At 60.4% G+C, this 25,279-nt stretch carries 32 protein-coding genes; 8 read left to right on the top strand and 24 right to left on the bottom strand.

The genetic code is table 11. The annotated features are described in order from the left end of the window. Positions 1 to 73: 73 nt before the first annotated feature. The gene (locus ACN2XU_RS19110; RefSeq protein ID WP_024099322.1) at positions 74 to 508 is read right to left on the bottom strand and encodes a MerR family transcriptional regulator; all 435 of its coding nucleotides are present in this window, start codon (positions 506 to 508) and stop codon (positions 74 to 76) included. A 73-nt stretch (positions 509 to 581) separates the two neighbouring features. Here ACN2XU_RS19110 and ACN2XU_RS19105 point away from each other — a divergent pair, with 73 nt between their 5' ends. From ACN2XU_RS19105 to ACN2XU_RS19080, 6 genes are read left to right on the top strand one after another with little or no spacing between them, the layout of a single operon-like run. Then, complete coding sequence (locus tag ACN2XU_RS19105; RefSeq protein WP_024099323.1) at positions 582 to 980, top strand: mercuric transporter MerT family protein; 399 nt, start codon at positions 582 to 584, stop codon at positions 978 to 980. A 14-nt stretch (positions 981 to 994) separates the two neighbouring features. After that, positions 995 to 1,291, top strand: coding sequence for a heavy-metal-associated domain-containing protein (locus tag ACN2XU_RS19100; protein WP_024099324.1), 297 nt, complete (start codon positions 995 to 997; stop codon positions 1,289 to 1,291). Positions 1,292 to 1,323: 32 nt separating this feature from the next. After that, positions 1,324 to 1,515 carry a mercury resistance system transport protein MerF gene (gene merF / locus ACN2XU_RS19095; RefSeq protein ID WP_081731463.1) on the top strand — a complete coding sequence of 64 codons (192 nt, stop codon included), beginning with the start codon at positions 1,324 to 1,326 and terminating at the stop codon, positions 1,513 to 1,515. A gap of 12 nt (positions 1,516 to 1,527) precedes the next feature. Continuing rightward, positions 1,528 to 2,940: a mercury(II) reductase gene (merA, locus tag ACN2XU_RS19090; protein ID WP_024099326.1), complete on the top strand. Its 1,413-nt coding sequence runs from the start codon at positions 1,528 to 1,530 to the stop codon at positions 2,938 to 2,940. A 4-nt stretch (positions 2,941 to 2,944) separates the two neighbouring features. Then, positions 2,945 to 3,307 (top strand): hypothetical protein, encoded by a 363-nt coding sequence (locus ACN2XU_RS19085; protein WP_027238612.1) that lies wholly within the window; start codon positions 2,945 to 2,947, stop codon positions 3,305 to 3,307. 45 nt (positions 3,308 to 3,352) lie between these two features. Continuing rightward, positions 3,353 to 4,699, top strand: a complete 1,347-nt coding sequence (locus ACN2XU_RS19080) for a dihydrolipoyl dehydrogenase family protein (RefSeq protein ID WP_024099328.1) — start codon at positions 3,353 to 3,355, stop codon at positions 4,697 to 4,699. A gap of 95 nt (positions 4,700 to 4,794) precedes the next feature. On the opposite strand, the gene ACN2XU_RS19075 is transcribed toward ACN2XU_RS19080, so the two are convergent. Genes ACN2XU_RS19075 through ACN2XU_RS19005 form a run of 15 tightly spaced genes read right to left on the bottom strand, consistent with a single transcriptional unit; the run spans position 4,795 to position 16,293 of the window. Further along, complete coding sequence (locus tag ACN2XU_RS19075; protein WP_024099329.1) at positions 4,795 to 5,871, bottom strand: TrbL/VirB6 family protein; 1,077 nt, start codon at positions 5,869 to 5,871, stop codon at positions 4,795 to 4,797. A 12-nt stretch (positions 5,872 to 5,883) separates the two neighbouring features. Beyond that, positions 5,884 to 6,297: a hypothetical protein gene (locus ACN2XU_RS19070; protein ID WP_024099330.1), complete on the bottom strand. Its 414-nt coding sequence runs from the start codon at positions 6,295 to 6,297 to the stop codon at positions 5,884 to 5,886. Then, complete coding sequence (locus tag ACN2XU_RS19065; RefSeq protein WP_024099331.1) at positions 6,294 to 6,488, bottom strand: DUF4177 domain-containing protein; 195 nt, start codon at positions 6,486 to 6,488, stop codon at positions 6,294 to 6,296. Before ACN2XU_RS19065 ends, ACN2XU_RS19070 begins: the two co-directional genes overlap by 4 nt. After that, positions 6,485 to 7,471: an ATPase, T2SS/T4P/T4SS family gene (locus tag ACN2XU_RS19060; protein WP_024099332.1), complete on the bottom strand. Its 987-nt coding sequence runs from the start codon at positions 7,469 to 7,471 to the stop codon at positions 6,485 to 6,487. The genes ACN2XU_RS19065 and ACN2XU_RS19060 overlap by 4 nt, the downstream gene beginning before the upstream one ends. A gap of 4 nt (positions 7,472 to 7,475) precedes the next feature. Next, on the bottom strand, positions 7,476 to 8,855 hold the full coding sequence (locus ACN2XU_RS19055; protein WP_024099333.1) for a TraB/TrbI/VirB10 family type IV secretion system protein: 1,380 nt from the start codon (positions 8,853 to 8,855) through the stop codon (positions 7,476 to 7,478). Then, positions 8,852 to 9,550, bottom strand: a complete 699-nt coding sequence (locus tag ACN2XU_RS19050) for a TrbG/VirB9 family P-type conjugative transfer protein (protein WP_024099334.1) — start codon at positions 9,548 to 9,550, stop codon at positions 8,852 to 8,854. The genes ACN2XU_RS19055 and ACN2XU_RS19050 overlap by 4 nt, the downstream gene beginning before the upstream one ends. A 2-nt stretch (positions 9,551 to 9,552) precedes the next feature. Then, positions 9,553 to 10,206, bottom strand: coding sequence for a VirB8 family type IV secretion system protein (locus tag ACN2XU_RS19045; RefSeq protein WP_024099335.1), 654 nt, complete (start codon positions 10,204 to 10,206; stop codon positions 9,553 to 9,555). A 17-nt stretch (positions 10,207 to 10,223) separates the two neighbouring features. Next, positions 10,224 to 11,033: a type IV secretion system protein gene (locus tag ACN2XU_RS19040; RefSeq protein ID WP_040104422.1), complete on the bottom strand. Its 810-nt coding sequence runs from the start codon at positions 11,031 to 11,033 to the stop codon at positions 10,224 to 10,226. Then, complete coding sequence (locus tag ACN2XU_RS19035; RefSeq protein WP_024099337.1) at positions 11,033 to 12,187, bottom strand: lytic transglycosylase domain-containing protein; 1,155 nt, start codon at positions 12,185 to 12,187, stop codon at positions 11,033 to 11,035. Before ACN2XU_RS19035 ends, ACN2XU_RS19040 begins: the two co-directional genes overlap by 1 nt. After that, positions 12,177 to 12,344 carry a hypothetical protein gene (locus ACN2XU_RS19030; RefSeq protein WP_024099338.1) on the bottom strand — a complete coding sequence of 56 codons (168 nt, stop codon included), beginning with the start codon at positions 12,342 to 12,344 and terminating at the stop codon, positions 12,177 to 12,179. Before ACN2XU_RS19030 ends, ACN2XU_RS19035 begins: the two co-directional genes overlap by 11 nt. Further along, positions 12,341 to 14,716 (bottom strand): VirB4 family type IV secretion/conjugal transfer ATPase, encoded by a 2,376-nt coding sequence (locus ACN2XU_RS19025; RefSeq protein ID WP_040182600.1) that lies wholly within the window; start codon positions 14,714 to 14,716, stop codon positions 12,341 to 12,343. Before ACN2XU_RS19025 ends, ACN2XU_RS19030 begins: the two co-directional genes overlap by 4 nt. Continuing rightward, positions 14,706 to 14,984 carry a VirB3 family type IV secretion system protein gene (locus ACN2XU_RS19020; protein WP_027238604.1) on the bottom strand — a complete coding sequence of 93 codons (279 nt, stop codon included), beginning with the start codon at positions 14,982 to 14,984 and terminating at the stop codon, positions 14,706 to 14,708. The genes ACN2XU_RS19025 and ACN2XU_RS19020 overlap by 11 nt, the downstream gene beginning before the upstream one ends. Further along, a complete protein-coding gene (locus ACN2XU_RS19015) occupies positions 14,977 to 15,270 on the bottom strand; it encodes a TrbC/VirB2 family protein (RefSeq protein ID WP_009503803.1) in 294 nt (97 codons plus the stop codon). Before ACN2XU_RS19015 ends, ACN2XU_RS19020 begins: the two co-directional genes overlap by 8 nt. Next, positions 15,267 to 15,881, bottom strand: a complete 615-nt coding sequence (locus tag ACN2XU_RS19010; protein WP_027238603.1) for a lytic transglycosylase domain-containing protein — start codon at positions 15,879 to 15,881, stop codon at positions 15,267 to 15,269. The genes ACN2XU_RS19015 and ACN2XU_RS19010 overlap by 4 nt, the downstream gene beginning before the upstream one ends. Before the next feature lie 43 nt (positions 15,882 to 15,924). Continuing rightward, positions 15,925 to 16,293: a hypothetical protein gene (locus tag ACN2XU_RS19005; RefSeq protein WP_027238602.1), complete on the bottom strand. Its 369-nt coding sequence runs from the start codon at positions 16,291 to 16,293 to the stop codon at positions 15,925 to 15,927. A gap of 210 nt (positions 16,294 to 16,503) precedes the next feature. Between ACN2XU_RS19005 and ACN2XU_RS19000 the strand changes: the two genes are divergently transcribed. Both ACN2XU_RS19000 and ACN2XU_RS18995 read left to right on the top strand, forming a co-directional pair. Then, a complete protein-coding gene (locus ACN2XU_RS19000; RefSeq protein ID WP_008327366.1) occupies positions 16,504 to 16,755 on the top strand; it encodes a hypothetical protein in 252 nt (83 codons plus the stop codon). 124 nt (positions 16,756 to 16,879) lie between these two features. Beyond that, the gene (locus ACN2XU_RS18995) at positions 16,880 to 17,137 is read left to right on the top strand and encodes a helix-turn-helix domain-containing protein (RefSeq protein ID WP_017470289.1); all 258 of its coding nucleotides are present in this window, start codon (positions 16,880 to 16,882) and stop codon (positions 17,135 to 17,137) included. A 517-nt stretch (positions 17,138 to 17,654) separates the two neighbouring features. On the opposite strand, the gene ACN2XU_RS18985 is transcribed toward ACN2XU_RS18995, so the two are convergent. From ACN2XU_RS18985 to ACN2XU_RS18950, 8 genes are all read right to left on the bottom strand, one after another. Then, positions 17,655 to 18,350 (bottom strand): hypothetical protein, encoded by a 696-nt coding sequence (locus ACN2XU_RS18985; RefSeq protein WP_173674657.1) that lies wholly within the window; start codon positions 18,348 to 18,350, stop codon positions 17,655 to 17,657. Positions 18,351 to 18,984: 634 nt separating this feature from the next. Further along, complete coding sequence (locus tag ACN2XU_RS18980; protein ID WP_096708181.1) at positions 18,985 to 20,055, bottom strand: sialidase family protein; 1,071 nt, start codon at positions 20,053 to 20,055, stop codon at positions 18,985 to 18,987. A gap of 154 nt (positions 20,056 to 20,209) precedes the next feature. Further along, on the bottom strand, positions 20,210 to 20,662 hold the full coding sequence (locus ACN2XU_RS18975; protein ID WP_027238598.1) for a c-type cytochrome: 453 nt from the start codon (positions 20,660 to 20,662) through the stop codon (positions 20,210 to 20,212). A gap of 76 nt (positions 20,663 to 20,738) precedes the next feature. After that, complete coding sequence (locus ACN2XU_RS18970) at positions 20,739 to 21,179, bottom strand: c-type cytochrome (protein ID WP_027238597.1); 441 nt, start codon at positions 21,177 to 21,179, stop codon at positions 20,739 to 20,741. Positions 21,180 to 21,193: 14 nt separating this feature from the next. Next, complete coding sequence (locus tag ACN2XU_RS18965) at positions 21,194 to 22,498, bottom strand: ABC transporter transmembrane domain-containing protein (protein ID WP_027238596.1); 1,305 nt, start codon at positions 22,496 to 22,498, stop codon at positions 21,194 to 21,196. A gap of 9 nt (positions 22,499 to 22,507) precedes the next feature. Then, a complete protein-coding gene (locus tag ACN2XU_RS18960) occupies positions 22,508 to 23,041 on the bottom strand; it encodes a cupredoxin domain-containing protein (protein WP_027238595.1) in 534 nt (177 codons plus the stop codon). 109 nt (positions 23,042 to 23,150) lie between these two features. Further along, positions 23,151 to 23,867, bottom strand: a complete 717-nt coding sequence (locus ACN2XU_RS18955) for a copper-binding protein (RefSeq protein ID WP_027238594.1) — start codon at positions 23,865 to 23,867, stop codon at positions 23,151 to 23,153. Between the two features lie 46 nt (positions 23,868 to 23,913). After that, entirely contained in the window at positions 23,914 to 25,272 is a 1,359-nt protein-coding gene (locus ACN2XU_RS18950; RefSeq protein WP_027238593.1) for a multicopper oxidase family protein, read from the bottom strand. Positions 25,273 to 25,279: the final 7 nt, after the last annotated feature.

The raw sequence follows: 25,279 nt of genomic DNA, 5'->3' as shown, positions 1-25,279 counted from the left end.
CGGTCATAGAGGGCGGACAACGGCCATTCGCTGCAATTCGCGTGTATGACAGCTATTCCACCGAGCTTTCTGATTACTCTGACTTGGTCTGTCCCGCACTAAGGACGTCGAGCAGGGGGCAATCTGGTGTGTCCGAGCCGGTGCAGCGTGCGATTGTCTGAGCGAGCACGGTCTCGATCACTTGGAGATCGCGGATCTTGTCGCGCACTACCTCGAGATGGTGGCGCCCCATCCGCTCGACCTCGGCACAAGTGTGGCTGCCGCGATCGACGAGAGATAGCAGCCCGCGGATCTCTTCCATAGTAAAGCCAAGGTCCCGCGCGCGCATCACGAAGTTCAGCCGCTCCACATGTGCCGTGCTGTAGCGGCGATGGCCCGATGCGGTGCGTGGCGGATCAGGCACCAGGCCGACATTTTCGTAATAACGGATCGTCTCGAGGTTGCAGCCGGTCAGCCTGGCCAGATCGGAGCGTTTGAGCTCGCTCGCGGGGGCGTGATCAGCCGACATGAAATTTCTCCTTGATCCTGTAGCTGCTACAGACCCTATCTTGTCAGTCATCGAACGACAACAGGGTGACACGATGACGATCGAGACGAACGATACCGAACGTTGGGAGGGCGACAGCCCCGACAGGACCGGATGGACCGCCACTGGCGCCGGGGTGCTCGGGGCGCTGGCGATGACCTCCTGCTGCATCCTGCCGCTGGTCCTGGTTAGCCTTGGCGTCACCGGGGTCTTCATCGGCCAACTTACAGCGCTCTACTCCTACAAGTGGATAACCCTCTCCTTCGCCTTGGCGGCGCTCGGCTATGGATTCTGGAAGGCTTACCGACCTGTGTCTGCCGAGGACTGTGGCACCGGGGTCTGCGCGCGCCCGGTGGATCGCGGCCTGATGCGCGGACTGCTTTGGGGTGCGCTGGCCGTGGTGCTGCTGGCCTTGGTCTTTCCCTATGTCGCGCCGCGCATCCTAACCTTCTGATATCGGAGCCCATCATGAGACAAGTGTTACTCGCTGCCATCCTCTGGATCTCGCCGACCGCGATCTTTGCAGCCGAAGCCGAGACCCGCCTGCACGTCACTGGTCTGACCTGCCCCTCGTGCAGCTATATCGTCGCCACTGCGCTCAAGCGCGTGGAGACTGTGGAGATCGCGGAATTCCTCGAGGGCGAGGCCGAGGATGGCGTTTACGTCCTGCACTATGACGATCTCGCCACCGACCCGGACCAGCTGATCGCCGCCGTCACCGGAGTGGGCTATGGAGCAACAGTGGCCCAGGAAGACGTCTCGTGAGCGAGCGCGAGACAAACCCCAAGGACGACCGCATGCTGAAATACGGGCTGATCGGCACCGTCCTGGTGGCGCTGTGCTGCTTCACCCCGGTCCTTGTGGTCCTGCTGGGCGCGGTCGGGCTCTCGGCCATGCTGGGCTGGCTCGACTTCGTGCTCCTGCCGGCGCTGGCAGTGTTCATCGGCATCACCATTTTTGCGCTCTGGCGGCGCCAACGCACGAATTGAAGAGAGAATGATATGAAAGATTGCTGCACTCCCAAGGGCGGTTACGATCTCGCTGTGATCGGCGCTGGTTCGGCCGGATTTTCGGCCGCCATTACCGCCGCCGAAGCCGGGGCTCGAGTCGCGCTGATCGGCGATGGGACGATTGGCGGGACCTGCGTGAACGTGGGCTGCGTGCCCTCCAAGGCCCTGATCCGCGCCGTGGAGGGCCTTCACCACGCCCGCGCCGCCAATCGGTTTGACGGCATCAGTGCCGAAGCCAGCGTGACTGATTGGACTGCGACGGTTGCGCAAAAGCAGGCGCTCGTTGAGGAGTTGCGCGCGGCAAAATACGCCGACGTGCTGCCTCGGCACGAGAACGTGGACTACATCGAAGGTCGCGCCCGGTTCGACGGCAAAGGCAGTCTTACCGTAGACGACGCGGCGTTCCCGGCAGCGAAGATCGTTATCGCCACCGGATCGCGTCCCCACGCGCCCGCGATCCCCGGCATTCAGGATATCGGCGCCCTCGACAGCACGTCGGCGCTGGAACTCACCGTTCTACCCGCCTCAATGCTGGTCCTCGGTGCGGGCTATATCGGCGTGGAGTTTGCGCAGCTCTTCGCCCGTGCCGGTGTCGCGGTGACGCTGGTCAGCCGCCGCGGTGTGCTGCCCGAGGCCGAACCCGAGATTTCCGAAGCACTGGAGGGCTACCTCGCTTCCGAGGGTATTCGCTTGGCGCGGGTCGCCGGCTACGAGAGCGTGGTGCGCGACGGCGACGGCCTACGTTTGACCGGTAACGGGGGTGAGAACTTCATCGCCGAGCGACTGGTGCTTGCCACCGGGCGGGTGCCGAACAGTGATGGCTTGAACCTCGGCGCGGCCGGGATCGTGACCGGCGCGCGCGGCGGCATCGTGGTGGACGCGCAGATGCGCACCACCAACTCGAACGTCTGGGCCGCTGGCGATGTCACAGGGCGCAACCAGTTCGTCTATATGGCGGCCTACGGCGCCAAGCTCGCCGCCCGGAACGCGGTGGCGGGAGAGGCACGCAGCTACGACAACAGCACGATGCCCTGGGTCGTGTTCTCCGATCCGCAGGTGGCGGGCGTGGGACTGAGCGAGGCACAGGCCCGCGCCGCTGGACACGAGGTCCTCACCTCGGTCCTGCCGCTCGACGCAGTCCCCCGCGCGCTTGCCGCCCGCGACACGCGCGGTCTGATCAAGCTGGTGGCCGAGGCAGGCAGCAAACGCCTGCTGGGGGCGCAGATCCTCGCCCCCGAGGGCGCAGACAGCATCCAGACCGCAGCGATGGCGCTGAAAGCCGGGCTCACCTACGAGGAGTTGGGCGATACCATCATGCCCTATCTCACGACAGTGGAAGGGCTGAAGCTTGCGGCCCAGACCTTCGAGAAGGACGTGGCCGCTCTCAGTTGCTGCGCTGGGTGAAGGCATGAGCGGAAAATCGAAGCGCGACCTCCTCGGTTCGACTCTCGGCGCCGCTCTTGCCTGGTGGTTGCCGATAGGTGCCATGGTGCTGGCGATTCCACTGCCCGATGGACCCAAGATGGGGATCTGGTTGCTGGCATTGGTGTGGATGGGAAGTGCCTGCCTGTTCAATGCCCGGCGCTGTGGCCGGGTCCATTGCCGCTACACCGGGCCCTTCCTGCTGGCGATGACGCTTCCTGTGCTGGGCCATGGCACGGGGCTGGTGCCGCTCGGAGAGGACGGCTGGCGTTGGCTCGGCATTGCGACGGGTGGAGGCACTATGGCGATCTGGGGGCTGAGTGAACGATTGATGGGTCGCTATCGTTGAACGCGTAAGCGGCCCCAGACTGACAAGCATGAACGAGGAGCACATATGACCGAGACACTCGACCTGATCGTCATCGGCGCCGGCATGGCCGGGATCAACGCCGCGAAAAAATGCAGCCAGGCGGGTTGGTCCGTCGCCATCGTCGACGAGCTGCCTTATGGCGGCACCTGCGCACTCCGGGGCTGCGACCCGAAGAAGATGCTGCGCGCCGGCGCCGAGGCGGTGGAGGCCGTGCGGCTGCTCGAAGGCAAGGGCGTCGCAGGAGAGACCAGGATCGATTGGCCCACGCTGATGAAGCACAAGGAGAGCTTCACCGACCCGGTGCCCGAGAGCATGGAAAGTGCGCTGACAGAGGCCGGGGTGAAAACGCTACATGGCCGCGCGCGCTTCACCGCCGAGGACCGGATCGAGATCGACGGCTACGGCGAGATCGCCTTTCGCCGCGCACTGATTGCTACGGGCGCAAAGCCGAGGCCGCTGAAATTTCCCGGTGCCGAGCGACTGATCGACAGCACCGATTTCCTGAACCTCGCCGAACTGCCGCGCCGGATCGCCTTTGTCGGTGGCGGCTACATCTCCTTCGAATTCGCCCATATCGCCGCGCTGGCGGGAGCTGAGGTGACAATCCTCGACCGCGGCGCACGCCAGTTGAAGATGTTTGACCCCGAACTCGTAAAGATGTTGCTCGAACGGAGCCGCGAAGCCGGGATTAAGATCGCGGCCGAGGCCGAAATGGAACGGATCGAGGACGCGAATGGGGCGCGCCGGGTGCTCTACCGCAGGGCCGGTCAGAGCCATTCCATCGAAGCCGATCTCGTCGTTCACGGTGCAGGTAGGGTGCCTGCCATCGACCATCTTGACCTTGCGGCTGCCGATATCGAAACCGAGCACGGTGGCGTGAAGGTCATGCCTTGGCTGCAATCTCCGTCGAACCCACGCATCTATGCGGCCGGAGACGCTGCCGCCTCGCCAGGAAAGCCGCTGACCCCGGTAGCTGTGTTCGAAGGTAAGATCGCCGCCTCCAACATGCTGAAGGGCAAGCGGACTGAACCCGACTACACTGGAGTGCCGAGCGTGGTGTTCACCATACCCGAGCTGGCGCGGGTCGGGTTGCTCGAGGAAGAGGCGCGAGAGGTGGGTGATGTGGAGGTGAGCTTCACCGACACCTCGGGCTGGTTCTCGCAGAAGCGCATCGGTGAAACACATGCCGGTGCGAAGATTATCACCGGCAAGGATGGCAAGATCCTCGGAGCCCACATGTTCGGCCCGGAGTATGCCGAGCTGATCAACGTCTTCTCGCTGGCGATCAAGCTGGGGCTGACGGCGGCGCAGGTGAAAGCGATGCCTGCCGCTTACCCGACAGGGGCTTCTGACTTGGGGTCAATGTTCTGATGGTGCAACGGCTTTCCGTTGCGCACTCCTTCATGTTAGTAACACCCCGGAACCGGACCTTCGCGACTCGATATGTGAAGGTCCGCTACGGGCCGTCACCGTCGGCCAAGTCGACCCAGTCTCGCCAGCTGCGCCAGCATTTTTGACCCCGAGTCTGCGGATCCTGCGCCTCCTGCGGAACCCGTCTGCCCCATGCCCTGCCTCACGGGCATCTGCTGCACGCCGAAGAACTGCCGCGCCCTGAGGGCTGCGTATTCTGCGCCACTTGCGCCTCCGATCAGGTAGCGATTGTAGGCCTGCTGGCTTCCCATGGCGGCGCGGGCAAAGCTGTAGCCGCCGCCGAGACCACCGGAGAGGGCGGGCATCATAATGTTTCCGGAGATCGCGCGGACGATGAAGGGCGTGGCAATGATGAAGCCCTTGGCCATGAGCACCATCATGAAGAAGGGAATGAGCGCGCCGATGTTTGAGGCTCCCTCCGGGTCGCCGAGTTCGCCGATGAGGGCAGAGGAGACACCCGTGATTGTCGCGAACACACCGGCCACGACTATGGGGTAGAGCGCGAAGGAGACCAGCGCCGACAGCCAGCGCGCGAAATAGTCCTTGGTGACCTCGAAGAGGGTCAGGAAAATCATCACCGGTGCGATCCCGATCAGAAGTGCGATCATCAGGCGGGATGCCACGAGGATGAAGGCGGCCAGCCCGCCGAGGATCGAGAGCAAGAGGACCCCGACAATGTCGAGCATGGCCCCTGCCATCCAGTTCAGCTCGGACCCAGCGGCGTTGAGATAGTCCCCTAGTTCCGCGATTAGCCGGTCAAACTCTTCTGCGAAAGTGCCAGAAGGGCCGGGAGTTCCACCACCAACGGAAGCAACCAGCGCACCCGCAATGCTGTCGATCCCGGCCAGGATGGCGGAGGAGAGGGCGTTGAACTGCACCCAGTTGGTTGCAAATATCCCGATGAGCCCGATCTTGACCGCGAGCCAGAATGCCGTGCGTCCGTCCATCGCCTTGTACTGGTAGACCATGTTCAGGAAAACGAGAACCACCACCAGCGTTGTTCCCAGCACCAGAAGCGTGCCAACCGTTGCCGCAACCGATCCGAACTGGGTTTCTGCGGCGGTGTCGAGATAGCCCTGGGAGGTTTCAACGAAGTAGGTGACGACACTCATCGCGGGGCTGCCTTACCAATTACCTGCGGCGTCGCAGATGGCCTTGGCGGCAGTTCGGGCGGCGTTGGCGCGGCGGTTGTAGGCGTCGGAGGCTTCGAGCATTTCCCATCGTTCGTCGCTCGCGTAGCTCTCCCGAAACACCGCTTCGGCAGCGTCCCAGGACGGGAACCGGATTTCGCAGGCGCAGCTGACGGTCTCGACAATCCGCTCGAGGTTCTGGGCGCGGTAGATGTCCTGAACCAGAACTCGCTGATAAGATTGGCGCAGGGGGATCTCCTGCATCCACACGGGTTCAGCGGGCCGGTCTGGACAGACGTCGAAACTGCGCTCGAGGGTCGGCACGAGATTGCGCTCAGCGAAGCCGGGTGCCGACGTCAGGCCCAGGACCAGCGCAGTCAGTACGAGGGTACAGCTCGCCTGCCTCATGCCGTGGATCCGGTGGCTGTGGTTTCACGCTTCAGGAAGACCGTGTGTCCCACATTGGCGAATTCCGAGGAGCTGATCGACACCACCTCCCAGCCTTTCGCACCTTTGGCATTCAGGCTGGCCTGCATGTCGGCAAGGCTGGCTTTGCGGGTCATGGGAAAGGACAGAATATCGTATTCAAATGTCTTCATTGGGAAATTCCAATCTCAGTTGCGCCGGGGAGGTAGAATTCTGTGATGCCGCGTTTGCCGTCATGGCGGCCGGCCTGGATGATCACGTCGATGGAGTTCTCGATGTACTGGATCATGTCGGCATAGGTCATCGGGATTTCGGTCTTCAGCGCCGCGATCGCGAGCCGCTGCACGGCCAATTGCGGGGTTTCGGCATGCAGCGTGGTCATCGAGCCTCCATGGCCGGTGTTGATGGCTTCCAGAAAGGTCATGGCCTCCTTGCCGCGCACCTCGCCCAGGATGATCCGGTCGGGGCGCATGCGCAGCGTGGCGGTGAGAAGCACATCGGCGGTCTGGAATTCCGCATCGCGATTGGCGATCAGGGTCACAGCATTGGGCTGCGTCGGTAGAAGCTCGGCGGCTTCTTCGATGGTGACGATGCGTTCCTCAGACGGGACATGGGAGAGGATCTTTCGCGCAGCGACGGTCTTGCCGGTCGAGGTGCCGCCCGAGACGATCATGTTGAGCTTGTTCTCGACACAGAAGGCGAGGGCGTCATCGATCAAACCGGAGGCCACGACCTCGCGCAGCTCGCGCGTTTTCTCGAGGCGCAGTTCTTCGAGCTTGCGTTCCTTACCGAAGAGAAAGTCGAGTTCGATGCCCTTGAGCGGCAGGCTGGAAAAGAACCGCAGGCTGATCGACGAGGCCGAGAGCACGGCGGGCGGGGTGATGACCTGTGCGCGGATCGGGCGCCCCTTGTAGGTGATCGAGACCGAGACGATGGGGCGGTCCTTGCTCATCGTGGTATTGGCCGAGGAGGCGATCTGGTTGCCGAGGTCCCTGACCTGAACGCCCGTCAGCCTTTGATCCAGCGCGCGCATGAAGTGATCGCCCTGGAATTCGCCCCAACAGGTCCCGTCGGGGTTGATACAGATCTCGATGACATCGTCGCGGGCGGCGGCGTCGATCCGGTCAAGGGATGTCTCGAGATAGCTGAGCGACATCGGGCTAGAAGATCTCCAGATCGCGGTCGACCATGACGGTGACGCGCGCGCCTTGGTCGACATAGATGACGGGGCCGATGGAGAGGTAATCGCCAATGACGCTGTCCGTGGCATCTGCCAGATCATCGCCAACGTCTTCGAGAACGTCGGCGGCAGTCTCATCCTGGACCTCGGAGGCGGCGGCACTTGGCGCGGCCGAAATCAGCGAGATCAGGGCGGCCGACCCGAAACGCTCGGCAAAACGCGTGTCCACGAAACCCGTGACGCCGGAGCGGCCAAGTTCATCGCCCCCGAAGGAGCTGATCTGGACGGTTTGGCCCGCGGGCAGGATGATCCGGTCCCAAGCGATCGTGACGCGGCGCTGCGCAATATCGACGCCAGCGCGGTAGCGCCCGACGAGACGGGATCCGCGGGGGATCAAGAGGCGCGCGCCATCGACGCTGTAGACATCCTCGGACACCACGGCACGGGTCTGGCCGGGCAGTGAGCTGTCGAGGGCGGTTTCCATGACGGCCTGGATCATGGTGCCCTGGATGATGGTGTTGGAAGGATTGGCGATCACCTCGGCCTGCGTCACGGTGGAGGGCAGCGCACCGTTCAGCACGAAATCCGTCACCTCGCCGAAGGTGCGTTCGGTCAGAGCCGTTTCATTCGCTCCTGAGGCACCGCCAAACGCGATGGTGGGCGAGGCGATGCGCCGCTCCTGGAAGGCGCGTTCCTCCGCGGCCCGGCGCTCCAGCTCGGCCATGCGCCGGGCTTCTTCCTCGCGGCGCAGTCGCTCTTGCTCGCGTGCGCGCAGCTCATCTTCCGTGGGGCCCGCTGGTGCGGGTTGCGGTCGGCTGGCCTCGAGTTGGGCCAATTCCAGATCCATGCGGAGTTGTTCAAGACTTCGATCCCGCGCCGTCAGTTCGTCCTGAAATCGTTGCTGTGCTGCTTCCGAGGCGGCTTGTAGCGCCGCGATCTGAGCAGTCAGCGCGTCAATTGCCTCTGCGGCGGCGGTGTCTTCCTCGACAACTGGTTCAGGGGCGTTGCGCAACTCCTCGATCTGGGCCTGCAGGGCGGTGATCTGCGCCAGAAGCTCCGCGTTGGGCTCGACGGGGTCTGGTCCGACGAACACAACCTCGGGCTCGGGCGGGGGCAAGGTCTCGATAGCGCCAAAGCCGTCCCCTTCGTTTTGGAAGACGTCCGGGGTGGCCGTCGGTAAGGCTTCCTCTTCGTCGGGCTGTGAGAGGAGATAAAGCAGGGCACCACCCACGCCGATGACGAGGATCACGATCAGCGCGAGAAGGGGCGACCGGCGCTGCGCCGCCGTGGGGGCGCGGGCACTGCCTTTCTCAAGGGCGGCGAGGCGTTTTTCCAGCTCGGTGTTCCCGGTATCGCTCATGAGGTGGCCTCCGCGGGCGCGATCGCCTCGATGCAGACCACCTCTTCGCCAAGTCGCAGGATCCATTGGCGGTTCACGCCGCTGACGCGGATCACGCCGTCTTCAGGGGTTTGCGTGTTGACCGTGCGTTCACGGCCGCCCGCGTAGCGGAAGATCGCTGGCACAGGTGCGTTTCTCGGAAACGCGAAATACGTGAACGTCCCGTCATCCCAGATGCGCGTTGGCGTGAACTCGGTCCGCGCGCTGGCGCCGTAATTGTAGTTTGGTGCTTGGGCGGCGATGGCCCGGGTCGGGCGCGCAGCGTCATCAGGATAGCGGAACTGCACCACGTAGAAGGTTGGGCTGCGGACCTCCTCGACGTTGAAGTAGTAGCTCCGGCGGTTCGTATAGACTGTCACATTGGTATGCACCCCGCGCGCGACGGGCTTGATCGCGAAGGCCTGACCGCCCGGGACGCCGTCGATCTCGAAGCCCTCGGTGTCGCCCGCGATGATCGAGCGGATGCTTTCGCCGATCCCGAACTCGATGGTGGTCACATGGGTGAGTGACACGCTGAGACGGTAGACCTGACCCTCCTGGTAGGTGGCCAAGCGCACCCGGCTGTCGTTGGGACCGCCACGCGGGATGGCTTCGGCGGCGACCAACCCCGGCAACAAAACGATAAGGACAACAAATGCAATTCGTACGGGAAACAAGATCAGTTCTCCAATCTGTCGGAGCGGATGGAATATTCGAGGACGGTGAAGCCGAATGGATTGGTCCAGACCTCATCGATGGAGCGGCGGGTCTCCGGGCGGAACTCGAAGAGAAGCGTCGCAGTGAAGAGGCCGGTCTGGGTGCCGTTAATGGACGTCAGGCGCTTGCGCAGGCGGACCGTCGCGCGGTTGGTTCCGATCCGGTTGATGCTGAGGATTTCCACGTCGAGCCGAGCATTGGGGCCATAGACGGTCGGCGGATAGTTTTCATTTGCGCTGTTCCAGATCTGGCGCAGCCCGCTCTCGGCAGCTCCGTCCGAGCGGCGCAGGACGCTGCGGATGCGCAGATCGTTGTCGAGCTGGTTATAGACCTCCCGGTCGGCCACATAGCGGAACACCTCCGCCTCGATGATCGCCTGGTTGGCGGTCACCGAGGAGGCGCCCACCGAGGCTTCGGGGAGTGCAAAGCCGGTGGCGGGATCATAGGGGACAACGACGGGGGGCGGATCGACATCGAGGATCGCGACTGCTGCTGCGCTCAGACAGCCGATGATGCCGAAGACAAGACCTGCCAGACCAAGGCGTTGCCAGAGCCGTTCGCGGCGCAAGGCACCGTAGACCAGTTCTTCCTCGATGATTTCTTGTTCAGTCGCCACCCGTCATGCCCTCGCGATCACTCGGCCCGGAGGTCCGGTAACGTGAAATCCATGAAGCGCTGCTCTTCGGCGATGGTGGCGGCATCGATCACGCCGCCTGTGCCATCGCCTACGGTCTGGATGGCTTCGAGTTGCCACATGGCGACCAGCGCAATGGCGAGCTCCGCGGTCACGCGCGTGTTGAGATCGATGCTTTGCTTGAGCTCTTCCATGTCGTCGATGAGCCCGACAAGGCGGTCTACCCGCTCGAGCGACTGGCCGGCATCTTCATAGCTGTTCTGGGCGGCGGCTGAGACGAGTGCGCCGGTTGTTGCCTGCGTGGCCACACGGTTGGCCCCGGGATTGCCGCTGGTGGCCATTTCCGAGAGCGTGTCTTCATCGAAGCCGAGATCGGCCAGCACCCGGTCCATCTGGGTTTCGATCTCGCCTGCACCGGAGCCCGACAGACCTGAGAAGTCACCCGTCTTGATGGCCTCGATGGTGGCGAGGATGTCTCCGAACTCCTGGTCGAGCAGTCCGTTCAACTCGTCTTCCATTTCCGTGCGGATGATTTCTGGAAGCTCGGCAAGTCGGGTGAGCGCTTCATAGGTTCTTTGCAGCTCCGCGAGTTGATCCGTGAGAAGGCCGAGCTGTTCGCGGAGCTGCGTCAGCTGCTCGTTTTGCAGGATCTCGTCTTCGATCATCTGCCGGAGCTGCTGGATGTTTTGCGCGATGTTCTGGGTGTCGACGACGGGCACGCCCTGCGCCGCGGCAGGGGAGAGGGCTCCCAGATGCAGGCCAATCCCAAGCGTTGCGGCCAAGGCCGCTCTCAGAAACTTCCGTCCCATCATTCAATCTCCCTGATCGTAAAATCCATGAACGCGCCTTCGGCCATGCGGGCGCTGGCCTGGGCCAGCTCCTCGGCAGAGAGGACTCGGGTGCGGGCCGCCTGAAGCCGGATGCGTGCAGCGACGAGGCGCACGAGTTCGGCGCGGGCATAGGTGTTGAGCGCGATGCTTTCTTGCACGTCTTCCGTCTCGGAAATCCGCTCGACGATGTCCGCAATACGGAAGGCGGCTTGCCTGATCGCGGCGGGTGAGTTGTTACCATAGAAGGCCGCGCCGTGCCCGGTGATTGAGAGGTTGGCATTGGCCAGAAGCGCGGGGTCGATCGTGCCAAGCGCTTCGATCCCGCCGATACGGCTCAGGTAGAGATTGTAGCGTTCGGGAATGACCTGAACGTAATGCTGGGTTTCGGCAAAGGGCGGCACGCCGCCATACTCGAACACCCGGCCGGGTCCGGCGTTATAGGCCGCGAGCGCGTTGATGATGTTGCCATCGAATGTGTTGAGCTGGGTCGCGAGATAGCGCGCGCCGCCATGCACCTGCAGGTAAGGGCTGTCATAGTAATCCGGGTTGATGCCGAGATCGCTGGCGGTGCCGGGCATGATCTGGGTGAGGCCATAGGCGCCGACGGGAGACCGTGCCCCAATGGTGAAACGGCTTTCCTGCCAGATGAGCGCTTGCAGCAACGCGCGCCATTGGACGGGTGAGAGACCAGCGCGGCCGACACCCGCAAAGTCGCTGGTTTCCTGGGCGACGCGGATGATGAGCTGCTCGATGTTCTCGGCGGCGTCGCCGAACATCTGCGCACCGCCGGGATTGGGGTCGATGTCGGCATTGCCATAGACCGCCTCGACTGACCGGGCCGGATACCCGCTGCCGCTTTCCAGCCCCGAGACCATAGCCGGCAAGCCCTGACCGCCGAAGCTGGTCTGGGCATCGAGGATGCGTTGCAGGGTTGCCAGCTGTTCGCGCTCGATCTCCGCGATGAGTTCGCGCACGGCGAGCTTGTCGGCCTGAACGGCCAAGTCAGCCTCGCGATCACCGGTCTCGACGATGTCACGCGAGGTCAGCCCACTGTCATTGGTCGGCACACCTTGAGACAAGGCGAGACCAGGCAGCAGGCAAAACGCGAGGATATGAGGCAGGCTAGACTTCAATGTCGCCCTCCGGCGCATCTAGAGGCGTGAAGGTGCAATCAGGCGCGACAGGGGCTGTCGAGGCCAGGAAGGTGAAGCAGTTTGCCTGCGGTTCGCGATACTGCGCACAGGAAGCGAGCAGGCCGAGTGCTGTCAGGGACAAGAGAATACGGATCATGAAAGCCTCCAGAAGTCCGGGCGGGTGCGATAATCGGCGCCAACGTGCGCTTCGCCCTTTTCCATGCCGCCAAGGATGGTGAGATTGGGTCCAAGCGCGCTCAGATCGGCATCGACGACGATCGAGCCCTGATCGTCACGGATGAGCGCCAAGCGGCTGTTGCTGCCCGTGTTGAGAAGGACGTCGAGCTCCTTCTCCGTGAGGTTCAGCATGGCGTAGTCCGCAGGCTGCGCGCGGATATTGGGCAGCAGGATCTGCGTCGGCACGGCCTCGACGATGGTCTTGCCGGTCCGGGTGCGCTCGAGCTGGCTTGCGTATTGCGTCATCATCACCGCGACGGTGTTCTGCTTGCGCGCAGTCACGAGCCAGTTCGACAACCGTTCGGCGAAATATGCGTTGTCGAGCGCCTTCCAGGCCTCGTCGATCACGATGATTGTGGGGCGACGATCCTCGATCTCGCGCTCGACCCGGCGGAAAAGATAGGATAGGACCGCCATGCGTTCTTTCTCGGCCTCGCTGTCGAGAATGCCGGTGAGATCGAACCCGACCACTTCGCCTTCGAGCGAGAACGTATCTTCCAGCGTCTGGCCGAAGATCCACCCATAGCGGCCGTCTTCGGTCCACTCAAACAGGCGCTGGTGCAGATCGCCGCCATCATCGGTGGACACAAAAAGCGATGCGAAATCCCGCCAGTTCCGCAGGGCCGGATTGGAGGCCTGCGCGTTCTGGCGCACCACTTCCTGGATGCGGTTGGTCTGTGCCGGGGTCAGGGGCTTGTCGGCGCGGTAGAGCAGCGTGGTGAGCCAGTCCGAGAGCCAGGCGGTGCCGCGTGCATCGGTTTCGGTCCAGAGCGGGTTGAGACCCGTAGGCTGACCGGCGTTCAGGGACGCGTAACGCCCGCCATTGGCGCGGACCGCCATCTCCATACCATTACGGTAATCGAAGACGAAGATCCGTGCGCCTGCGCGACGGGCCTGGGTCATCAGGAAGGCCGACAACACCGATTTACCCGACCCGGGCCGTCCCATGATCAGGGTATGCCCGCTGGTCGGTTCTTTGTCGGGCGAACCTTGCTCGTGATAGGAAAACCGGTAGGCGCTCTGCTCCGGCGTGGGCAAATAGGTGACGACCCGGCCCCATGGGGTTTTCGCGGCGGGTTTGCCGAGCTGTGTCCGGTGAAAGGCCGCAAAATCCGCGAAGTTGCGATTGGTGACGGCGCTGGCACGGACGCGCTTGGGCTGGTTGCCGGGATGCTGGCTCAAGTAATGCGCCTTGGCCGCGACCCGCTCGCCGATCATCTTCACGCCTTCGGTTGCGGCGGCGTTCATGATCTCGGCGCTGAGGGTTTGCAGTTCTTCGAGCGTGTCGCAAAAGAGCGTCACGACCATGTGATGCTCGCCGAAGCTTTGGCGCTTGGCCTCGAGATCATCGGCGGCGATGTCGAGGGCTTCCAGGAGCGAGAGGGCCGCGTCCTGGCTGGCCTGCATCTGGCGCTTTTGCCGCTTGATGCGGCCCGCCATGAGGTTCGAATTGATCGGCGTGAAGGAGTGCGTCACGATCATGTCGACCGGCAGGTTCAGCATGTCGAACATGGTGCAGGAGGTGGCCTCAGCATATTCCCCGATGGTGAAACTCTTGCCGTAGCGATGGCCCACGACGCCTTCGGAAAGCTCGAAATGGTCTCCGTGAAACGTTACGCGGGTATTGGCGACGTTGAAGGACAAAAAGCCGTAGGTGTTGGCCGGGTAGAGCGGCAGCTCGGTGCCCGTGTTCAGCGCGCCCAAGAATCCCACCAACTCTCCCGATCCGGCTGAGAGCATGCGCGGCTTGAGCTCTGCGAGGCCGGACAGGAAGACGTTCACGGCCTCACCGAGGCGCTGCAGGCGTTTGCGGGTCTCCTCCTTCAGTCGGTCCGGCGCGCTGCGGCTGAGGAACGGCAGGAGGCTTTTCGGGGGCGGGCGGTGAATGACGGTGAGCGTCAGTGTTTTGTCGCGGAGCCCGCTGGTCTCGAGTTTCGCGCGCCAGCGCCGGTCAACCTCGCCTGCGAAGCTGTCCTCACGGATCGGGTCGAGATCAGGTTTGATGGCCTTGGAGACCTTGTGGACGTAATAGCTGAATTCCGGCCCGAGCTGCGCGACGATGCGGGCAAAGAGCGCCGTCACCTTGTCGAGATAGGCATCGTCCGTCGTGTAGCTGTTGATCCCCTCGAGCCGGATGCAGCGGAAGAGTTCGTTCACCCGGGTCCGCACGGTCTGGTCGTCGACGAGGCTCACATAGGGCAGCATATGCGCGAGGCGGGTCTCGCGCGCATACCAGTCCGGCGTCATCGTGCGGGCATCGAGCGCAGCATCACGGGCGTCATCACGGGGCATAGCTGTCCCCGCCATGGATGGACCTGTTGCGCGTGGGCGGTGTCTCCTGCAGGGCCGTCATCATCACGTCGATGAAACGCGGGTCCCAATCGGCGGCCTTCCACAGCACCGGATAGAGAAGGGTGGCCACGCCCAGCACCGCGATGTGCTGGACCCAGACGAACAAGAGCACCGAGCCAAAGAGCCAGACCATCGCGTACATGATGGGCAGGCCCAGAAGCTTCGGCGGGCGCACGAGGCCGAGAAAGAGAGGCGAGCGCTCAGCCACCGGCAAAGACCGCGGCAACGATGGTGGGGGCAGCCGCGACACCGGCGATGCCCACGAGGACCCAAAGCGCTTGGCGCAGGTCGATGATGTTGAAGAACCAGCTCAAGAAAACGCCGAGAACGGCAAGCGTCGCGATGACAACGCCAAGTGGGCCGGTCAGCGCATCCACGATGCCCTGTAACAGGCTCTGGATCGGGGAGAGATCAATGCTCTGGGCGAGGGCGGGTTCGGCAATCAGCAGGAATAGCGCCAGCGAGGCGACAAAGAGGTTTGAAATCTGTTTCATGAATTTGATCCTTCCAATCGGGCCGCGACGGCCATGACGCGGGCCACGTGGTTCTGGGTTTCTCGGTAGGGGGGAACGCCGCCATACTGGCGGACCGCATCGGGTCCGGCGTTGTAGGCAGCCAGCGCCAGGTGCGGATCGCCGAACGTCTCCAGCATTATCGCGAGGTAGCGGGCGGAGCCGTCGAGGTTCTGCAGCGGATCACGCGGGTCGACGCCCAGATCACGCGCCGTCGCTGGCATCAATTGACCAAGGCCAATGGCACCTGCACTTGAAATCGCATCCTGCCGGTAGGCGCTCTCAACCTCGATATTGGCCCGATAGAGAGCCAGCCAATCCGTCACGGAAAGCCCCGCGCGACGCAGGCCAGGATGGCCGGCATAGCGCAAGGCCGTGGTCTGAATCCCGGAGAGAACATCGGCGCGGGGCAGGGGAGTCATGCGGGCAAGGGCCGCGACTTGGACGCCCTCTTGCTCGGCCTCTACCTCGCCGAAGATCGCGATCCCATCGGAAGCCGAACTCTGACCAATCCCGTCATAGTAGTTTCGAGCAAAGCTGCTTTGGGAGCGGGACGGGATCAGGGAGCCGTCGCTCTCCATGACCAGGACCATTTGCGCTGAGGCAGGTGCTGCGACCAGCCAGAGGCAGACGAGGTTAGTTGTCAGCGGCCTTGTCTGACGAGGCTTTGTCTGACGGGGCGAGTTTATGCGTGCGGCTTGTGCCCGCCTCAAGCGGCAGGTCGACATGCGCAAAGCCAAGGCCAATGAAGAAAGACACCACGCCGGAGATCGTCTTGAACTCGCGGATCTTGATATCGTTGTAGGTCGTCCGTGTGCGGGCGGTGACGAGGAGCTTTTCCACCCCATCATCAGAGACAACGCGCATGATCCAGACCCCGTAATAGCTGGGGCCTTTCTTATGTGCCGACTCCTGGCACAGGATTTCTGCGCTATAGCCGCTTTCCACGAGCTCGCGGAACCTGGCTTCCGTAACCACATTTGGTGCTTCGATGTCCCAGTTCATGGCCCGGCTCACGCTTTCTCCAATGGCGCGACCCCAGGCATTCCTACTTGAAGCCCAGAGTTACGATAGTATATTATCAACCGCAAGATGTAATATCGTGCTTTGGCTGTAGTTTGGTTACGCAAACACTAGTCACGGCCAGTGTCCGCGATCAAGGAGATAACAGGTTTGAGAAACCCAAGGTTGACATGCCTGCTCCCATTGCAAGCTATGGCCCTTCTGATCTGCGTTCCTGGGCCGGTTTTGGCGGAATCCTGCTTTGCGCCATCCCGTCCTTTCCTGCCAAGCGATTCGCAGGCCGCGCGGGACTATGCGGATATCATCCGCGGCGACTTCGAAGATTACATTCAGGATATCCAGAGCTACTTCCGTTGCCTCGACGGTGAACGGGCCCGCGCCTTCGAGGAAGCGCGCGAAGTCAGCGAGGAATATGGCCGGTTCCTGCAATTGGTAGGGGATTGATGGGCAACCTCGGGAGCATCAGACTTGCAGCCCATGGAAACCAGACGCCGATAACACCCTCATATATCTACTTTTTAGATAACAGATTTCATCCGCTAGCGACGTCACAAAAGGTATGTGACGCGTGGCAAAGACAATCAGAAGCAAGGGACAAGTGGCACTCTGTCAGGCGTTGGTCGACGCCCGTGTCAAAGCGGGCCTTGGTCAGAAAGACCTGGCAGACAGGCTCAGATGCCACCAGTCCCTTATTGCCCGCCTTGAGAGCGGCCAGCGCCGGGTCGACGTTGTCGAGCTGGTCGTCTTGGCGCGCGCCATCGGCTTTGACCCGTTCGAGGTTCTGGCGATCGTTGAAGCCGCCACGGAGCCCGACCACAGGATTTGAAGCCAATGAATTGTTGAGAACACGGGAACCCACTTTCCCGGTCTGATGATCATTTCCTCATCGAGGACCAGTTAGCCAACATCAAAGAAGCCCGGCGCGCGGTCGTAGTGAACGCTCTGCAACCCCACGCCGCAATTCGCAGCGCCGCAGTGCAGGAAGCCAGTAAACAGTGAACGAAGATAAGGGTGAGGGCGTCGCGATCGCCAATCTGATCGGGACCGATGGGTGCAGTGTTGTTGGTTGGGTTTATCGCTGGAGGACAGGCTCACATGCGGTGATGTGGGACGTCCAAGGGCCCCAGCCGGTATCGGAAACCCGGCCGGATATAAGTGACGAACAGAAGCAAGAAATCGACTTCGATGCGCTGACGAGGATCGGAAGAAGCGACGACGGGTGAACAGAGCGAACCCGCGGTGTTTGCCTAAACGCCAAACAGCATGTGGACCGCGAAGCGTATGCGGTGCGGTCGTGCAAGCCAAAGAAGCCGTCTTCCATGACAAATCTACGTAGCGGCAGGTCAGTAGTTCACCTGCTCGAACCCGTAGTTGCCGTCATAGTCACGCCAATCGACGAAGACGGATCGGTGATAAATGCCAGGGCAATGCTCGCCCCAACGTTCAAGTCCCACATGGGCCTCGGGCAGGGCAGTTATCGAAGATCGCTGCCATGAGAAATCGCCTTGGGTCCCGTAGGTGCCGAGGACCACGGTCGCGCTTCGGTTACAATCCCCATCGCGCCCGGACTCGTGCTGTCGTGCATACCGTACATCGAAGACGCGGATGGACCGCACGAAATTGAACTCTGGCCCGCTGATATCGATGTCCGCGCGGTCCTGAACGAGCCGCAGGGCGAGGTCGGTGGGAACGAGATTATCTACTGGCAAGGATTGAAGCGGTCGACGGCTGTCGGTTCGGTACAAGGCTTCAAAGATGCCGCCAGCGTTGTTTTGTAACCGATCGTTCTCGTAGGAGGCGCCCATGGGACAGCGCCAGATTTGCAGCGGTGGTTCGACCGGCCAAGGTGTAATCCGCCGGATAAATTCGGCGCGGGCTCGGGCGCAAGGGACGGAAGCAGGCCAGCCGCCAGACAGGCACAAGAGGATCGCGCAATCGATCGGGTATGTCTGCGCGCGGGCGGGTATTGGCAGCGAAGAACCTGTCACGGTCAAAGCGACTGCGACCGAGGGGAGGAGCTTCTTGAGTAAATGGCGCATGCTGTGGAGCCTCCGTGATAGGAGTTCAGCATACATACAATAATATACTATCGCAACGCTAAGTATAAAGTCGCATAATGAAGTTTATGTTATTTCTTCTCCGGCTAATGCCGACCTTCGCTTATGCTTGGTAAAGGTGCACATCGCGGGACAATGCCGTCATTCGTTTTTCATATTTCGCTGACGCAGCACGGCTTCGCGCATGCGGCAGGTTTGTCGCTGCGTTGCAGCTCAAGTTGCCAATGCGGTCATTCAATCTGGCTAAATGTCACAAAGTCCAAACTCCACCTTCGCTGTCTCTTCGCAGCATGTTTTCGAAAACAGTAAGGCGCACAACAACTTGAAGCACCTACAACAATCACACCAGTCCCGTAAATAATGACGGGATCTTTATCCATGGTTTACCGACGATCTTGAAGCGATTCCTCGACGGTCCAATTGTTGCGCTCTTGATCTAAAGATTTCACGATTTCGAAGCTCTAGTGACCAGATTGTTTGGCTACGAGATCCTCGCGCAGCGATAAACCTCCAAGGCTAGAATAATCCGTTTGCGGGGTTCTAAGAGTAGGACGGAATATTGACTTTCACCGCCATGGAACAGCCTTGAACCGACTTGTCGCTTTGGTCCTGAAGATTACCTTGCGGGAGACGGTATCGCTACTTCGACACCAACCACGGTTGTCCCCGCCAAGTTGCCCTGTGCAGACCCGGTCCACGCAACGACAACGCCAGCTGCTGATCGCGTAATCCTTGGAAATCCTACCGACTCTCGCCCACGATTGATGTGGAGTGCTTGTGGCGAAGTACACCCGCTCTCCGGCGACACCTGACACACGACTATTGCTTCACCGCCATTCGCATACTCCAACCAAAGAGCAAGTGCTTTGCCGTCACCCATCTGCAAGACATCTACGCGACCTGCGGGTGTGCCGAGATCGAGTTGCAACGGGTCTTCAAAGGATGCGCCCCCATCCCTGGAAAACGCAATTCGAGCCTTTGCCTCGCCATTGGCACCGGTGAACCACACGACTACCGCGTACGTTCCCAACGCATCGATGGCAGGTCCGTTGACAGGGCATCCTGCGATTTCCCAGCCGTCGCCGTAGATTGTTTCGGGGTCGGTCCATTCTTCTTCGACCAACCTGACAACCGAAATATCGCGGATTTCTTCGGCTGTTCGGTCCCTGTAAACCGCTATGATGTTACCTGCTTCCTTGCGGACGGCCGATGTTTGACAGCACGTACAAGCGCGTGGGTCGAGCAGGCTTTCCGGTCCCATTGAACCGTCCGGCGCAATGCGACGTGCGCGGACCTGCATGGCATTCTCATAGCTGTCGTCTGCGGCTTGATTATCGTATGCACGACCATCTAGCCAAAGAGCTGTCAAACCAGCGCTATCATCAGGGATTAGCGACACGAAACCATGTTCACGCTTTGATCGGTCATCGTGGGGTATGATTGGCGTTGTCCAGTTCAAACCCTCATCGAAGGAGAAAGCGATCTTTACGTCGTATTGATAGCTGCCCGGCCCATTCAATTCCAACCAATGCGCTGCAAGCGTCCCATCGCTAAGCCCAACGACTGACGGAAAGTCGGCCCAGTTCACAAACAGTGTCTCAGATTGATGAATTGTACGCGCCTCCGTCCAATAGGTGCCATCGAACAGGGCCATCCGAACGGCGTTGTTACCTTCGGTCCAACTCATCACGATCCGACCATCGGGCAGTGTTGAAAGCGAGGGTTCACGTGCGTGATCCCCAACCGGTGCAACCAGTGGTCTGACTGGAAACAGAGGGGCATCTTCAGCCGCTACAAAGGGCGCACCGAGCATAAAAAGAGCCGTGCAAACGAATAAAAATCTAATCGGCCTCAACCTCCGGTCCAACCGAAACGAGATAAGCCCAGACTGCCTTGGCATCCGTTTCTTTCTTCAATTTGAATGACATGCCAGATTTCGCCTTGCTGTCGTTCAGAAAAGTCGCGAGGAACTTCTTCGGATCTGCAATATAGGCTACGAAATCGCTCTCGTTCCAGACCAAGCCATTCTCGCCCGCTTCACGAATAGAGTCCCGAAATTTATTCCCAAACATTTCTTCGGTCCCTGCTGTTCGGTTGTACACACCATAAAGATTTGGCCCAACCGCGCCACCCTTTCGGATAACGTCACCATCCGTCCTGACGATTGAGTGGCAGGCCTTGCACTTGTTAAATACCTTGTCTCCGGCCGATGCGTCGCCGGTTGCATGTCCATCGGCGAGAACACCTGTTCCGGACAATGCCAATGCTAGCGTTGCGATAAATTTAGGTTTCATTCGTTTCTCTCCCCGTTGATGACAGTTATTATCTACTGGATGGCTGTTATGCTTTTGCCTCAGGTCGACAGGTCACTCAGTTAATTCCGTTTTCCCTTTGAAGAGCCCGTATATATGCCACGATATTCAATACTTCTGCTCGTGTTACGCCCTCGACAGCTGGCATGTTGCCAAACTTCCAATGGTGCGCCCGAACACCATTCTGTGCTGCGAGGACAAACGCCATGTCACCGTGGTGGCCCGGCTCATAAATCTTGTGCACCAGCGGTGGAGCAACGCCGTCCTGACCCTGCCCATTGACGCCGTGGCAGGTCGCGCAGGCCGCACCATAGGCACGCTTGCCGATTTGCTCTTGCTCGGTGAAACTTGGGGGCAGCCTGACAGTTGCAAGCGCACCTGCGGGAAGTGCCATTCTTTCGTCCGTCTGAGTACTCGTCTGGGAGTGGGTCGGCTGCAGGATGTACCATCCTGCCGCAGAAACGGCGATCAGAGCAAAAAATATTGCTGCCCATTTCATGCTATCAAACTCCTTCATTGTGAAGCGAGGTCTCCATGCCCCTCGAAAGGCAAAGTCGTTTTTCTGAGCGGCGATTGCTCGAATTGGCTGACCTTTTCCAGCGTACTGTCATCAGCCTGGGCCACTTCGGACGAGTGGCCTGACCCGGCAAAAAAAGCCGTGATTTCGTGATACCGGATTCGGGTGTCTTCCAAGGTCTGATAGTAGCGGAAAAGTTCCTTCAGCGGTGCCGAGAAGTCCTTGTGCGCTGCCAGGACGGCCACCAGCGCGCCGAGTGTGATCCGCCCTTCGATGACGAAATATCCACCCAGAGAGTAGAACAGGAATGGCGTCAGCGCGGTCAGAAAATTGTTGAGGGCCTTGATGAAGAACTTCAGACGGAAAATCTTCCTGCGCACGTGCTCAAGCTCTCTAAAACTTGCGCTTACTGGCAGCAGCCCGGCCGGATTGACCTGCCGTTCGCGCAATTGATCGCTGAGCTGCCTGCCAAGCTGTCGGACCTCCTTGATCCTGGTGCGTGAAAGCGCGTTGACCCGCCGTTGCAGCTTGGGCAGCAGCACGAGCTGAATTGGCAGTACCGTCAGTGCGGCGGCACCCAAGACAGGGTCCTGAACGAACATGAAAAACAGGATCGTCAGAAGCGTACCGCCTTGCAGGATTGGCAGCGTAAGGACATCTGCCGCGAAGCCACCGATGGGCTCGACTTCCTGTGCGAGAATAGGGACGATCTCGCTTTGGTTTCCGGAGTCTGGATCGCTGCGCCATTGCCGATAGACCAGCAGGCGGAAGCGCCGCAGAAAACGCTCGGCGACATACCCTTTGAAGACGTTAAGGCTATATTTGTTTAGCCCATTCAGGATAATAGCCAAAAGGTAGAGACCGCAAAGAAGCATGAGGAAAACGACCTGGTCGACGTCTCGTCCCAAAACGGCAACTGGGAAACGGCCAGAATCCAGAGCGTTGTTTACGATCTGTTTTGGCAGTTCCAAAGTCAGATAGAGTATAGGCATCGCGATGAGGCTAACCACGATCATCAACGCTTGCTGCCTTCTTGAATAGCGCAAGACGGTGCTGAAAAGACTTCCTTCGAGCCCTCGTATGGGCTCTGGGTGGATCGCAGGCGTGCTGCGGTACTTCCAAAGCTTCAGAATGCCGCGAATAGCAAGATATGAGCCAACACTGATCAGCAGCGCGGGGGCCAAGACCAGTATGAGATGAATGAACGGATGAACCCAGTCCGGCGTGGCATCGCTGTAGTCGTACCCAAGGGCGGCAGCTACGTCGTGTACAAGCAGGTGATACCTATCCAAGAGTGACATTGAAAATGTCTAATCCTTGGACTTCGGCGCAAGGTGATCGTGCACGATGATGACGCCCCACATGCCCGCTTCCCGGTGGCCGGGAATCAAGCATACGAACTCCAGGTTGGTCATATCGGAGAAATCCCAGATCAACTCGGCATTTTGCCCACTAGGGATCGAAACCGAGTTGGCGCTGTCATGCTGCATATCGGGATGTTCGCGCATCCATTGCTGATGTTTTGCGACCTCGTCAAAGGAACCGAGAAAGAACTCGTGATCCAATGCGCCGGTATTTCTGATTGAAAACTGGACAACCGAGCCGCTTTCAATCTGGATCGCGTCCGGCTCGAAAAGCATGTAGCCGCTTTCCGTCTCCCGTATGGATATTTCAATCGTCCTGTCGATCGAGGAGCCATCACCGGGTTTCCCGATCGGATCATGGCCAGGCACTTCGAAGGCTCGCGCGTGAGGCTGCTGGCCCTTGCCACTGGAAGCGCCCACTGAAAAAGCCGGAAGGACAAGCGCAAGGGCGATGGTGCAGGTTCTCAGGAAATTCTTCATGCTCGGCTACCTCCGTAGCGCTTGATTTTATGGGATCTTCTTGCTTGCTTGGGCTAAGCGATCAAGGCGATGGGGCCGGAGTGTTTACCCCCGGCCCCATTGTTAGTAGTTACTTCATCTGCGTGACGGTCAGTTTACCCTTGACCCGGTCGGCAACGAACTCGATGTCCTGACCTTCCGCCATCTTGGCCACCATCGCCTCGTCGGCGCGGAACACCATGGTCATTGCCGGCATATCCAGGTTGACGAGAGGGCCGTGGATAATTGTGACCTTGCCGGCCTTTGCGTCGATTTTCTTGATGGTGCCGCTTGTGTATTCCACGTCAGCCTGAGCCATCTGGTCACCGACTGCGACCTCACGGTGCATTCCCGATTCGTAGTGGCCCGGGATCAGGCACGCTGCTTCGAATGTGCCAGAATTTGCGAAAGTCCAGACAACTTCGCCCGAGGCGCCCGCATCGAGACGGATACGGTTCGGATCGTCATGTTCCATGTCCATCTTGGCCATTTCGATCTTGTGCTCGGCATTACGCTCTACCGTGTCGAGGACGAATTCATGCTCCAGCTCACCCTTGTTGGTGATGTTGAAGCGGATGGTTTCGCCCTCCTTGATATCCATCGGCTCACTCTCGATCAGCATCTGGCCCTCATCGTTTTCGAGCAAAGTGACGTCGATTGTGCGGTCAACCTTGGCGGCGTCACCCGGCATGCCGACCATCATTGCGGCTGGCTTGGTCTCCCCATGTCCGCCGTCGTGTGTACCTGCAGCAAAGGCCGGTGCTGATAGCGCGATCGCGAAGCTTGTCGTCAAAAGAAGATTTCTCATTTTATTGTCCTGTAGGTTGGTTCGGTTGGAGATGACGAAGGGCCGCTCAGCCCTTCGAGGTTGGTTTCGGTGTGAGAATGGTTTTGGGGCTGTTGTTGGAGGCAAAGTCGGGTAATTCGCCAGTCCATTCGTAGGCCATCTCGCCCGGAGGGTTCTCGTACCAGCCGGGATCGGAGTAATCGTCCGCGTCGATGCCGTCCCGCACCTTCACGACCGAAAACATGCCGCCCATCTCGATGGGTCCGTACGGGCCCCAACCCGTCATCATCGGGATGGTATTGTCGGGTAGCGGCATTTCCATTTTTGCCATGTCCCCCATGCCGGACATGCCCATCGGCATGTATTCCGGCTGGAATTGACGGATCTTCTGGGTCAGCGGCTTCTTGTTCACCCCGATGAACGTCGGCACGTCATGGCCCATGGCGTTCATCGTATGGTGCGATTTGTGGCAATGGATCGCCCAATCTCCCAGATGATCGGCGACGAATTCGTAGGCGCGCATCGCACCTACGGGAATGTCGATGCTGACCTCCGGCCACTGTGCTTCAGGCGGCACCCAGCCGCCATCCGTGCAGGTGACCTTGAAGTCATAGCCGTGCATATGGATCGGGTGGTTCGTCATCGTAAGGTTCCCAACCCGTACTCGCACCCGGTCGCCCTTGTTCACGACCAGCGGATCGATGTCGGGGAAGATCCGGCTGTTCCAGGTCCAAAGGTTGAAATCCGTCATCGTCATGATGCGGGGTACATAGGTACCCGGATCGATGTCGAAAGCATTCAGCATGATCAGGAAATCACGATCCACCGGCATGAATGTGGGATCCTTGGGGTGGACCACGAACATGCCCATCATCCCCATCGCCATCTGGGTCATTTCATCGCCGTGGGGGTGGTACATGAACGTTCCGGACTTCACCAAGTCGAATTCGTAGACGAAGGTTTTGCCCGGCGGGATGCTTGGATGGCTCAATCCGGAGACCCCATCCATGCCTGAAGGAAGAATGAGCCCGTGCCAGTGCACCGTTGTGCCTTCCGGCAGCTTATTGGTGACGTAGATGCGCACCCGGTCGCCTTCGACTGCTTCGATCGTCGGGCCGGTGGATTGGCCGTTGTAGCCCCACAAATGCGCGATCATGCCGTCGGCAAGCTCGCGTTCTACCGGTTCGGCCACGAGGTGAAATTCTTTCACCCCGTTGTTCATCCGGTGCGGCAGGGTCCACCCGTTCAATGTGACCACAGGTGTGTAGTCCGGCCCGGTACTAGGACGCGCCGTGATCGCCGTTGCTGCGCTATCCATTTGGGCAGCTTCGGGCAGGCCCATGTTCAGGGTTTGACCCCAGGCTTTCGAAGAGACCAGCGTTGCACCTGCCGCGCCGGCTCCGAGTAATTGACGTCTATTTAGCATGTCAGTT

The organism is Pacificoceanicola niger (genome assembly GCF_048553275.1).
In the GTDB taxonomy this organism is placed as follows: Bacteria; Pseudomonadota; Alphaproteobacteria; order Rhodobacterales; family Rhodobacteraceae; genus Pacificoceanicola.
The sequence above is the reverse complement of the archived record's forward strand: the minus strand, read 5'-3'. Positions and strand labels throughout refer to the sequence as shown.